The organism is Staphylococcus sp. MB377 (assembly GCF_001922505.1).
Lineage (GTDB): Bacteria > Bacillota > Bacilli > Staphylococcales > Staphylococcaceae > Staphylococcus > Staphylococcus haemolyticus.
Genome location: NZ_MAON01000011.1, coordinates 385073 through 397364, shown reverse-complemented (window position 1 = coordinate 397364; position 12292 = coordinate 385073). Strand labels below are relative to the sequence as shown.

The 12292-nt window shown below is 32.5% G+C and carries 14 protein-coding genes and 1 pseudogene; 7 read left to right on the top strand and 8 right to left on the bottom strand.

From position 1 onward, the window contains the following. Positions 1 to 381: 381 nt before the first annotated feature. The 5 genes and pseudogenes from BB045_RS03930 to lepB all read right to left on the bottom strand — a co-directional run bounded on the left by BB045_RS03930 (position 382) and on the right by lepB (position 4668). Entirely contained in the window at positions 382 to 924 is a 543-nt protein-coding gene (locus tag BB045_RS03930; protein WP_142236924.1) for a GNAT family N-acetyltransferase, read from the bottom strand. Between the two features lie 71 nt (positions 925 to 995). Beyond that, positions 996 to 1196 (bottom strand): annotated as a pseudogene (locus BB045_RS12575) (GNAT family N-acetyltransferase); the annotation flags it as partial. 181 nt (positions 1197 to 1377) lie between these two features. Continuing rightward, on the bottom strand, positions 1378 to 2784 hold the full coding sequence (locus tag BB045_RS03920) for a zinc ribbon domain-containing protein (protein WP_075140491.1): 1407 nt from the start codon (positions 2782 to 2784) through the stop codon (positions 1378 to 1380). Beyond that, complete coding sequence (locus tag BB045_RS03915; RefSeq protein ID WP_070442085.1) at positions 2784 to 3857, bottom strand: zinc-ribbon domain-containing protein; 1074 nt, start codon at positions 3855 to 3857, stop codon at positions 2784 to 2786. The genes BB045_RS03920 and BB045_RS03915 overlap by 1 nt, the downstream gene beginning before the upstream one ends. A gap of 238 nt (positions 3858 to 4095) precedes the next feature. Further along, positions 4096 to 4668 (bottom strand): signal peptidase I, encoded by a 573-nt coding sequence (gene lepB / locus BB045_RS03910; protein ID WP_075140490.1) that lies wholly within the window; start codon positions 4666 to 4668, stop codon positions 4096 to 4098. Positions 4669 to 5020: 352 nt separating this feature from the next. Here lepB and BB045_RS03905 point away from each other — a divergent pair, with 352 nt between their 5' ends. The 7 genes from BB045_RS03905 (at position 5021) to BB045_RS12335 (ending at position 10490) form a co-directional block, all read left to right on the top strand. After that, positions 5021 to 5428 carry a YxeA family protein gene (locus BB045_RS03905; protein ID WP_075140489.1) on the top strand — a complete coding sequence of 136 codons (408 nt, stop codon included), beginning with the start codon at positions 5021 to 5023 and terminating at the stop codon, positions 5426 to 5428. A 23-nt stretch (positions 5429 to 5451) separates the two neighbouring features. Then, positions 5452 to 6210, top strand: a complete 759-nt coding sequence (locus BB045_RS03900; protein ID WP_075140488.1) for an ABC transporter ATP-binding protein — start codon at positions 5452 to 5454, stop codon at positions 6208 to 6210. Further along, on the top strand, positions 6200 to 8083 hold the full coding sequence (locus BB045_RS03895) for an FtsX-like permease family protein (protein ID WP_075140487.1): 1884 nt from the start codon (positions 6200 to 6202) through the stop codon (positions 8081 to 8083). Before BB045_RS03900 ends, BB045_RS03895 begins: the two co-directional genes overlap by 11 nt. 27 nt (positions 8084 to 8110) lie before the next feature. Further along, the gene (locus tag BB045_RS03890) at positions 8111 to 8305 is read left to right on the top strand and encodes a VraH family peptide resistance protein (RefSeq protein ID WP_075140486.1); all 195 of its coding nucleotides are present in this window, start codon (positions 8111 to 8113) and stop codon (positions 8303 to 8305) included. A gap of 308 nt (positions 8306 to 8613) precedes the next feature. Beyond that, positions 8614 to 9519: a YSIRK-type signal peptide-containing protein gene (locus BB045_RS12345; protein WP_371913842.1), complete on the top strand. Its 906-nt coding sequence runs from the start codon at positions 8614 to 8616 to the stop codon at positions 9517 to 9519. A 132-nt stretch (positions 9520 to 9651) separates the two neighbouring features. Then, positions 9652 to 9930, top strand: coding sequence for a hypothetical protein (locus BB045_RS12340; RefSeq protein WP_256722954.1), 279 nt, complete (start codon positions 9652 to 9654; stop codon positions 9928 to 9930). Continuing rightward, positions 9924 to 10490, top strand: a complete 567-nt coding sequence (locus BB045_RS12335; protein ID WP_226955443.1) for a Spy0128 family protein — start codon at positions 9924 to 9926, stop codon at positions 10488 to 10490. Before BB045_RS12340 ends, BB045_RS12335 begins: the two co-directional genes overlap by 7 nt. Before the next feature lie 56 nt (positions 10491 to 10546). Here the strand turns inward: BB045_RS12335 and BB045_RS03880 are convergent, their stop codons facing one another. From BB045_RS03880 to BB045_RS03870, 3 genes are all read right to left on the bottom strand, one after another. After that, positions 10547 to 11119 carry a helix-turn-helix domain-containing protein gene (locus tag BB045_RS03880; protein WP_037551841.1) on the bottom strand — a complete coding sequence of 191 codons (573 nt, stop codon included), beginning with the start codon at positions 11117 to 11119 and terminating at the stop codon, positions 10547 to 10549. A 257-nt stretch (positions 11120 to 11376) separates the two neighbouring features. Then, positions 11377 to 11916, bottom strand: a complete 540-nt coding sequence (locus BB045_RS03875) for a TetR/AcrR family transcriptional regulator (RefSeq protein WP_037551843.1) — start codon at positions 11914 to 11916, stop codon at positions 11377 to 11379. Next, positions 11879 to 12277, bottom strand: a complete 399-nt coding sequence (locus BB045_RS03870; protein ID WP_037551846.1) for a DUF3147 family protein — start codon at positions 12275 to 12277, stop codon at positions 11879 to 11881. The genes BB045_RS03875 and BB045_RS03870 overlap by 38 nt, the downstream gene beginning before the upstream one ends. Positions 12278 to 12292: the final 15 nt, after the last annotated feature.

Here is a 12292-nt window from a genome sequence, read left to right as displayed (position 1 = left end):
CGATAAAATAAGTGATCACAACGAATTAGATACGTTCGTTGTGACTTTATTTTTCAAATGTTCCTGGATTAAAAATTAGTTTCCATTCGTTAAATGGCCAATATCTCCAAACTACTTTATCTACAATTTTTTATCAACAAGACCAACCACATCAAATTGGCTATCTATACTATTTTGGGTTCTGTTGCAAAGTTGAAAAAATAAATGTCTAATCTCAATTTTAAAATAATACTTTGTGTTAACTTGTTAGATTGATATTAAATAATTATTTATGAAAGAACAAAGCATCCCGTATTCTCCCTCATGAAATGTCGGATACTTTGTTGATTTTATGTTTAAAGTTATTGAATAAACTAAATATTTTGTAAATTAGATGATTGATTATTTGTAATATTCTTCTCTGAGCAGACTATATACATAACTATCTGAGAATACCCCTAATAAACACTCATCGCTTCTCAATACGCCTTCTTGTGTAAATCCCAGTCTTATAGGTATAGCTCGACTTTTCTTATTTTTGGTAGACATTCGTATTTCAATACGATTAATATCATATTCTTCATATACATAACGAATAAGTGCTTTAGTACATCTAGTCATGATGCCTTTCTTTTGAAAGTCTTCAGCTAAATAATAACCAATCGAAGTTGTTTTATTAACTAAGTCTAAATAGTGCAATCCTATGACCCCAATCAGTTCTTTATTACTCCATATTCCACAATGAAATCCATTACCATCGATAAATTGTTGCAACGCTGAATGGATAAAGTGTTTACTATCTTCCACCTTCTTTGTATGTTCGACAAAAGGTAGAAATTCTGCTAAGTAGTTACGATTGCTATCTACTAATTTAAATAACTGTTCTGCTTCTCGTTCTTCTAATATCTTTAATTTAATATCTTTATCTACTTGGTAACCAAAAATCATAACTATCCCGCCTATGTATTTAATTATTAATAAATCTCAAAGAAAAACCGCTACTAAAGAGGATATGGAAAGCCATCACCACGAGTGCACTGTTCTAGTGCCGACTGAATAAACTTCTTACTGTGCATAACTTCCGTTGTATATTTTACAAATGACAAGAACTCGCCTAAATAATCCCGATTCGCATCAACTAATTTGAAAAGTTGCTCCGTTTCTCGTTCTTCTAATATCTTCAACGTCACATGTTCATTCACTTGATAACCAAACATCATATCTATCGCCTCCAGTTTGAATTTTCAAATTATTCGGTAAATTAAATATATAGTAACATAAATTGATTTAATTAGTATTAAAGCTCATAAATTATTATGCTCCAAAAATCCTGAAAAATTAAGGCTGAGCAATTAAATTCAATCGCTCAACCTCATTATGATAATAACTATTCATTTATTAATAACCAGAACCGACTTCTTCACCATCTTCATCGTATTCAGTTACATAACCATCGTCAGTGTCAACTGTATATGATCCGGCTAAATCTCCGTCTTTGTCAGTAAATGAGAAGCCCCATTTACCATCATCTGTTTTTTCTGGTTCTTTGTATGTGTAAGTATCCGTATCTAACGTATGACCTTCGTATGATTCTACTTTATCAATGACGTTATCACGTGTCACTTCGCCTGAACTTGAATCAGAATCATCGCTATCACTATCAGACTCAGCATCCATTTTGTCATCGATATACTTATCAATCTCATCATCATCAAACGTAACTGTGACATCTGTTACGTCATCATCGTCTTCCCCAGAACTAGTCACATTAACAGAATCTGATTTGAACGTTTTACCTTCATAAGTACCTTGTGCATAAACAGTTACTTCTTCATCAGGGTCATATGGTCCAAATGTTTCAGAAGATGATTCACTTCCAATTTCTTTATCATTCGCGTATATTTTCACATTGTTTAACATATAGCCGCCATCAACGCTGACTGTGAAACGTTTTTGTTTAAATGATTCATAAGCAGTAGCATCATCACTCATGTTAATCATTAACGCACCTTTGAATTTCTTACCATCGATGTCTTTTGTTGCTTTTAAATTGTAATCACCGATTGGGAACGTACCTAACGTTTTTTCGTCATCTTCCGTAACCGTTGTCGTACGCTTTTTACCATTATATTCGTAAGTAATATCTCCACTACTACTTGGATAAATGCTCACTGATTTTTGTGGAACATTGAATGAATAATTATCAAAAAATAGGAATTTCTTGCCATCCTTTGAAATATTTAACACACTATTTCCATTAGCATCTACAGATAAATTATTATAACGATTATCTTTAATTTCTTTCGCGCTTTGTTCTACGTTACTACCGACATTATTTAAGTCATCTTCTGTTTTGATGTAATTTAAATATGCGCGTGCTTCTTGTTTGCTTAATTTTTGGTCATTTTGAGTTGTAACTTCTTTGGCTAATGCCTTTTCGTCATCTTTCTTGATTGCTTGTGCAATATTAGATGCTTGCTTTTCCGGAGAAAATTGATTTTTTAATACTGAAAATGCAAGAATCAAAGCAATTAGCAATACAGCTATAACTGCAATAATAATCCAAGTCTTTTTATTATCGCCTTTACGTGGTTGTTGATCATGTCTGTCTGTATAACCGTTTTGATTATGGTTATTATACCTTTGATATTGATGCTGCTCATGCTTATCTTGTCGACTTTGGTTGTGATGATCTTGCTGTGTGTTAGAGTGATTTGTTTTAGATTGCTGAACGGGTTTCCCACAATTTGTACATACCTTCACACCTTCGCGAAGAGGTTGACCGCAATTACTACAATATTTCATTAGTAAATCGAACTCCCATCAAATAGATTATTGAACTCACTGATTAAGTTTCCAAAGATTTGGTTAAATAAAGATTCACCGAAAATAGTCACAAATAAGAAAAACACAATAATGTAAATAATCACACCGTAAAAACTTGAAAAGCGAGTATGATGATTTGCACTATATTTGGCAATCATGTAAACACCTGAAACAACGATTAATAAAATGGATAGTATAAATAATGCGCCACCAAAGCTAAAAGAATTAGCGAACATTAAAATAAGTGCAATCAATAGTACTGCGACTGAAACACTATTAATAAGTACAAAATCTGACAATACTTTTTTAAATGTAATTGGCTGTCTAACTACTAAGCGCGTAATACCATATGTTGCTCCCACTATCACTGCTAGGAATAAAATGATACCTAAAACAACAGAAAAGATAATTTGGCTTTTCGGTGTTTCAAACATTCCAACTGATGAAGGAATTACAATAGCAAGCAACAGTGCTACGACTAATAAACCGACAATGATTAAAGAAAATAACAATTTAAAACTAAATGCTTGTTGGCTTTTTAGTACTTGATCAGGTGAAGCGAAAGCACTTTTAAAGAAACCTTTACTTTCTTCTGTCACTTCTTTTGCATGGTCACTAAATTGGCTTGTTTGTTGTGGTTGTTGATGGTTTGAATATGACTGATCGTATTGTGGTTGATTGTGATATGTATGTGATGCATTGTTGTGAGGTTGTTGGTGCTGATTTGATTGAGGTTGATGCATTTGATGTTGTTGTGTCGATGTAGTATGTTCAGGTACATGCTGATGATCTCGCACTTTACCATCTTCATTAGGATGTTTATCCTGTTTCGATTCGTTTGTTCTTGATAAATAATCACTTTGATTTGATGTCGTTTCGTTACCTTCACCTAATGATCCAGTTGAATCGTGTCGTCTACCATTAGCTTCAGCATTAGAGATATCTTTTTCAGCAGAATTAATAGTATGAGACTGTCTATCTATTTTATGGCCACACTCTCCACAAAATAAATCGTTAGGTTCGATAGCATTTCCACAATTTGGACATTGCATAGGAATCCCTCCAATTTTATTATTTTTTTAATCTTCAAAAAGTATATCATTTATTTTGTGTTGCTTTCTATATTATTTTAAACTTTTTATCAAAATAATTATATATTTTAAAAAGCATTATTTAGATGTGCGTATTTAATATAATAATCTAAATATTGCCTTGACTAAACTGAAATAAAAAAACGATGAAGTCTAAGACTCCACCGCCAATAAAATTTTAATTATTTAATTGTTTTTTCTAAAATGTGCCTGGGTTAAAACCAGCTTCCCATTTATTAAATGGCCAATATCTTAAAACAACTTTACCTACAAGTTGGTCTTTATCTACTAAACCAACTTCACTAAAACGGCTATCTACACTATTTTGTCTATTATCACCTAAAACTAAATACTTATCTTTAGGGATTTTATTTTTGCCATTTGCACCGTTCACTTGGCTTGTTTTAAATGTACCTGTCAAATACTTACCTTGTTTATGCTTCTTATTATAATCTAAATAAGGCTCTGATACCTTTTTGTCATTAACATATAATTGATCACCTTTATACTCAACTTTATCACCTGGCGTACCAATCACACGCTTAATAAAATCACGTTGTGCATCTTCATGGAAGACAACGACATCACCATTATCAATGTGGTTCAATGTTTTCGAAATCTTACTAACTATCACTTTATTTCTATCTTGGAAAGTTGGATACATCGATGAACCTGATACTGTGTATGATGTTCCAATAAACTTTAATACAATACCTACAATTAAGAGTGCGCCACCAATGGCTACAATCCATTCAATTATCTCTTTTTTCAATTAAATCCCGCCTATCATCTTTTATAAACACAACTTACTTTATCACAAATATATTGCAAAGTCGTTTCACTCATCTTTAAAAAGCGTAACGTTAATCAATTTACTTCGTTTTGAAAATTAAGCTCATCAAGAAAATCATCCTCAATGTGCTTATTGATAGCTTCATCGTAACAAACCTCTCACAAGATTACTATTCAAGTTATCACATTTAAGAATGCCTTCTTACTTACATTTTCAAAAAATAATCTAATCTTTCATATTCGTAAGAAATGACATCGACTTTGTAAGGTTAGATAAAGGCAGTACTGACGCAACCCTTCTACAATTATAAGTGTAATAGAAACAAGGAGTGATGATATTGAAAACCTTAAGAAATATATTCATTGCAGTTGCCGTCATTGCAATTATTGTTATCGGAGGATTGTTTGGATTAAATGCTTATTCCAATCAACATCCTAACAATCGCTCAATCAATGACTGGAACAAGCTCAATCCTTTAGCCCAAACATATGAATATTACGTTAAGACTCAGAAACCATCTAAAGTGGAAGTCATTAATAAAGAAAAAGACTTCTATATCTATCATTACAATCAAACTGGTTACACGAAAGATGGTAAATCTAAAAAAATTGAATACACAGCATCCAAAAAATTAAAACAAAATCATTACTTAGTTGTACGCGAAAAATCTCACACAATTCTGTCATACGAAGAAGTTAAAAAATCAGAAATTCCAACTAAAACAAAAGAAAAATTATAAATCAAACAAGGAGTGTGATCGACATGCCAATTTTAAACGTCAATCATTTATCAAAAGTATATGGAAGTAAGCAAAAGTATAAAGCCCTAAACGACATCAACTTTTCAGTGGATAAAGGAGAATTCGTTGCCATAATGGGACCTTCAGGTTCAGGTAAGACTACCCTCCTCAATGTCATTAGTTCCATCGATAGTATTTCTGGAGGAACTGTAGAAGTAAGTGGCAATGAAGTTAATCAACTCAAAGATAAGCAATTAGCACAATTTCGTAAGAAAGAACTTGGTTTTATTTTCCAAGATTATAGCGTTTTACCTACATTAACAGTCAAAGAAAATATTATGTTACCATTATCTGTCCAAAAAATGAAAAAAGATGAAATGGAAAAAAACTATCAAGACATCACAAAGGCACTTGGTATTTATGATTTAAGTGATAAATATCCTAGTGAAATTTCTGGAGGTCAGCAACAACGTACCGCTGCCGCACGTGCATTCGTTCATAAACCATCTATCATCTTTGCCGATGAACCGACAGGAGCACTTGATTCGAAAAGCGCACAAGACTTACTTAACCGTCTAGAAGATATGAATGAGCGATTCAATAGCACGATAATCATGGTAACTCATGACCCATCTGCAGCGAGTTTTGCACAGCGTGTCATTATGTTAAAAGATGGCAATATTCATTCAGAAATCCATCAAGAAGATAAATCTAAACGTGAATTTTATGATGAAATCATTCAATTACAGTCAGCCTTAGGTGGTGTCGCAAATGACGTTTAATCAAATTACACTCAAAAACTTAAAAAGTAATTTTAAAAATTATGCACTGTATCTTTTTTCACTCATTTTTAGTATTATTTTATACTTTAGCTTTGTCACTTTGCAGTACACAGATAGTATTAATAATGGTGATTCTCCAAAAGTAATCCAAGAAGGTGCTAAAGTAGGCGCAGTTTTCCTATTTATTACAATTATTATTTTCTTAATGTATGCGAACCAATTATTTATTAAACGTAGAACACGCGAATTTGCATTATTCGAACTCATTGGACTAACACATGGTAACATTCTTAGAATGCTTGCTATCGAACAAATCACTTTAGTTATTAGTACAGGCATTATTGGCGTTATTATTGGTATTTTGGGTTCAAAATTATTGCTTTCAATACTAATAAAACTGATGCATTTACACATTCATGCATCTATAGGATTTGAAGTAGCTGCTTTAATTCAAACAATGATAATGCTAATGTTAGCGTTTATTTTAATTATGTTAGAAAATGCTATCTTTTTAAAACGAAGAACCATACTTTCTATGATGAAAGACAGTATGAAAACAGAAGCAGTAAAAGCGAAAATCACCACGCCAGAATGTATTGCTGGTATTCTTGGACTCATAATGATGATGTTAGGTTATTATATGTCTACAGAAATGTTTGGTAAATTTCAAGAATTAACAATGGCCTTATTAACGCCGTTTATTATTTTATTCTTAACTGTAGTAGGCGCATATTTGTTTTTCAGAAGTTCAGTATCTATCATATTTAAATCACTGAAAAAATCTAAACATGGACGCATTTCAATTACAGATGTCGTATTTACTTCATCAATTATGCATCGCATGAAGAAAAATGCGATGTCACTAACAATTATTTCTATTATTTCAGCAGTGACAGTAACTATTCTATGTTTTGGTGCAATTAGCAAAGCAAATACAGGTTATATGATTCAAGTATCCTCACCTCAAGATGTTAACTTTGCTAAAGCGCAATCAGCTCAAAAGTATGAAAAATTATTAAAACAAAATCATATTCAATATGACAAGAAAACTTTTGAAGGTAGTAATACGAAATTATTTAAAAATGATGCCTTAAAAAGTAAAACAAACGAAGGTATGCAAAATGTTGGTATCGTTGTTATGCCAGATAAAAATATTAATGGTAACCATGCTACTATTACTAACCTACAAGGACCACTTTCTGGCATTGTAAGTGTTCATACGAATGAAGATATGACACTTCAAGGTCAACAAAAAATGACATTAAACGTGAATAAAAAGGATGACAATGAGGTAATTCCGTCGACCGTTTCTATAGGAGGTCCTGTCTTAAAAGTAAGTCCAGATAATTTCAATAAATTGAAAATAAAGGACCAACTAATGCATCATTACGGTTTTAATATCACAGATCATAAAGACCTCTCTAAAGCGGAAAAACTAGCTCAGAAAGTAAGTGCAAATGTTGAATTAAAAAATGACACGAAGAAAATGCTAGATGAAAGTAACGGCATTCTAATGTTTGTCACATCATTCTTGGGATTAGCGTTTCTCATCGCAGCGGGATGTATTATCTATATTAAACAAATGGATGAAACCGAAGATGAAATTAACAATTATCGCATATTAAGACGTATCGGCTTCACACACACGGATATGACGAAAGGTCTAGCATTAAAGATTCTATTCAACTTCGGTTTACCTTTAATCATCGCATTATTACACGCACTATTTGCTGCAATGGTATTTATGAAAATAATGGGAGAATACTCTCCAACACCGATTATCATTGTGATGATTGTTTATTCACTTGTTTACCTTATCTTTGCAACAATCTCATTTATCCATGCAAATCGAATTGTAAAACACTCTATTTAATAATTGAAAAGAAAGGACGTTGTTTAAATGAATATTAAAGAATTAATTCGCAAATCTTACGAGGATTTATTAAGTTTGAAAGTCAATTGGTTTAACGGTCTTATGTTAGTACTTATCGTCTTGATCTTAAGTGGCATTGCGACACCATTTATTGGAGTACCAGTAGGCTTACTTGGTGGTGGTTATATTCTAAAACGTTATGAAGAAAAGACTAATAACTAATATTGAAAATCAAATCATTTAGAACAAATATATTAAAGGGCTACATTGCAAATAGACTGTAGTTAACTGAGCTGAGAAAGTGCCTTAAATCAAGCGATTCTCAGCTCTATTCATACATACGGGGTTCGGGTCCCCAACATAGAGAATTTCACAAAGAAATTCTACAAGCTAAGCAGGTTAGGGTAGGATAGAATTCAAAGGAATTCTATCCTACCCCTTTTTCATTTTATTTTAATAATTATGATTATTATATATTAATATTGTTTTTTATTTTATATATCTTATTATTAAATTGACAGAAATATTTTATTTATTTAAGAAAAGACATCAAGTTATTCAATAAAAAAACAAAGTATCGCTTCTCTATTCGAAAGTTTTCAATAGGAACAGGCTCCGTATTATTAGATGCCTTTTTATTTATGGACTTTCAAGATGTAGCTCATGCAAGTGAATTACATAATAGTACGTCAACAACGGACACGGCTTCCAATCAACAATCTTTTGAAAAGAAAGTCAATAATTCAACACATGAAGACGTACAAAATGCAGCTTTACCATCTCAATCTATTCCCCTGAAAAATTTAGAAAATACAACAAAAACAGAAACGCAACCACAAACAACTAGTAAGACAACTCACTCAGGTAACGAAAATGCAAATGCACAAACCATTGCCGCTTCATCTCAAGTAGAGAAGACAACAACACATACACGTTCACGTCGTTCTGCAACGTCAGCAATTGCTTCAGAAGGCGTTCTAGAGGACACAACAACAACTGCAACACCTAATATGGATGATGCCAATGGTGCATCTGTTAAAAGTAGAGATGTTATCACTCCACAACCTAAAGATTCAAATACTATCCCAACACCAAACGTCGTATTTGAAAAAAGTACTGATCCAAATCAATTTACATTTGAGATAACAGATCTTAAAGAATTTAATGCTACATATCAAACTAAATATTACTATCGTTTATCTAAACCCTACGACGACTCTAATGACGTAACGATTAAGTTAGTTAACGGTGAGACAAATTCTGTAGTGGAAACGAAACAAATCAATTCACCTGGTACAGTATCCATTGGTGAGAATTCTTTAGAAAGAGCAGTAGCTGCTCGTGACCCTCAAAAAGCTAAATATGGCTATATTAATTTTACTTTTTTAAAAGAGAACAAAATTAATAAATTAGGCATTACTAATGACTATGATTAAACAAGCGTAGTTGTTCAAAGTATTAAGGTATATGACGGTATTACTGGACAAGACGTTACAAACTTATTTGATAATATAGATGAGAATGGTGTCATCACAGCTACATCTAAAGAAAGTCTAGTTAAAGATCATGTGTTAGATAATGCGCAAATTCCATTTGGGCGTTACTACAAATTAGATATTATCGGGGTCATTAAAGACAGTGCCAAAGCAAACAAGAACATCACTAAAGTAGCGAACCAATCTGTTCAGTTCTTTAACCCAGCCAAAGGTGGCAATGAAGTACCACCTCCTAAACCATCAGAAAAACGTGTAAACAAAGTAAAACCAGTACCAGTAAACTTTGAATTCAAAGTGACTAAGAAATTGGAGGGTGGTCAACTTAAGGTGGAGATTACACATTCATCTTAACGGATTTAAACAATCCTGATCATCCAGTACAATCAGCAACAAATGATGCGAATGGTAAAGTGAATTTCTTACCAATTAAATTCAATAAAGTAGGCACTTACGTTTACCGAATCAGTGAACAAGTGAGAACAGATTCAAATATTGCTTATGATACAATGTCTATCAAAGCAACAGTGGTAGTTACTGAAAATCCAGAAACAGATAATTTACAAGCAGCTGTAACTTACAACAGTTCAGGCGGTAAATCCGATGGAGTAAATGATACTGAATTTAACAACACTGTTGAACCACCAGTACCACCAACGCCAAACAAACCACCACATAATCCGCCTAAAACACCGGGTCAACCTCCAGTTAACCCACCAGGCAACCCACCTGAAAAACCAGGTGTGCCACCGATACATCATGTGCCACCAACACCTAAACAACCAAATCAACCGAAACACCTACCAAATACTGGTAGCGACGACGCTAATATGAATAAATCATTATTAGCAACAATGTTTGCAGGTTTAGGTAGCGTATTATTAATTGGTAGAAGAAGATTACGCAATAAATAATCACTTATAATTACTAAAGGCCTATGAAGCATTGCGTTTCATAGGCCTTTAAATTGTTATGGTAAAAATTTAAATGATAGATAAATACTCAACCAGCATATGATTACAAATGCGCCTACTACAAAGATAAATGATAAGATACTCGTAATGAAATTGCGTGTTTTAGTAGTCTGAACTTCATTAGGATCTTGACCATTCATAAAAGCTACGATTCGATCGTAATTATCCATGCCGTGTTTATATTTAATTTTATCTATCCTTGTAGAACTATAAAAACCTATAGAAAAAATGACATAGGTTATCGCAACACCCCACCAACTTAAATAAAATAAAAGCGGTCCTATTAAAACACATGCTAATAACGTCCAAATTAGCATCATCCATGTCCAAAAATCCATGTCTTTTTTAATTTCTTCATGTTCCATACGTTTCACGTCTCCTTTGACAAGATCATCTAATGAAACATTAAATAAGTTACACATCATTAATAAATTATGGATATCTGGATAGCTTCTTTCATTCTCCCAATTAGAAATCGTTTGTCTCGAAACATATAATTTCTCAGCTAGGTACTCTTGAGAATAATTTTCTTTTTCTCTATATTTCCGAATTTGTTGACCGATTTCCATCACCCATAACTCCTTAACCATTTAGATTAATCTTGCCTAGATTAGAAGCAAGATAGACATTAATAGTTGTATCTCACTTCAACTCCATAGAAACGTTTCTTCATATAAAAAACTACCAAATTTCTTTGTCATTCGCATCTTTTTCATTGTCAAAGTCCTTTTACATGCTGATTTATCAGTGTTTATAAGACTTCCCGACGTCTAAAAAAGGAACTGCGCTATTTGTTTAAACGCAGTTCCTTTTGTTAATTAAGATATTATTGATTAAAAGATTTTAAGATAACGTCTAGCATTTTTTCAATATATGCTTCATCAAGTGTTTCCGGTTTAATTAAAATATTGAAATAAATTGGTGAGAAAATCATATCTATAAATAAATCTTGATCCTCTTCTTTTATGTGATGTGCTATGATTGATTTCAATAATTTTCGATTACTTTTAAAATAACCCTTCATAAACAACTCACGTGCTTCAACTTGTTGATTACTAATTAATATTTCAATAACCGCACGCCCTAAATTCGTTTTATAAATTTCCATTATTTTAATTAAGAATTGATACAACCCCGTGTGTAGATCTTTATTTTCATTTTCAAAAATCTGTGTTCTACTCACGAACATATCTACAATAATTGAAGATTTATCTTTCCAACGTCGATATATTGTAGCTTTAGACACACCTGTGTTTTCAGAAATTTGATCGATAGTGATGTCTCTAAAATGTGTCGTAGCCAACATTCGATCTAATTCATTAAAAATTTTATGATTGATTGTCGGATCTTTCGGTCTTCCAGCCATGTTTTCCCCTTCTTAAATGCGTAATAAATTCAACCGCTTCAAAAATAATTACTGCACTTACAAACCATGCAATAAATCCAATAACAATACTAAGTAGCCATTGATTTGTAAAATATAGCATCGCCCATGTTGCTAGTATACTAATAAGTACGCCCGTCATGCCAAAAACTGCACCTCTACTTACGTGCTTAGCAATAACATCGCCATGTTGCATTCCTGTGATAAACAATGAAACCAAGAATACTGCAGGTAATGTAGCAAACACACCCCCGAGTTCTTTCCAAGGTAAAATAACAGAGATAATATAACTCAGCGTAACTGCAAGTCCCCCAACCAAGAATTTAATTAATGCTAATTTCATTACAAAAGCCTCCAA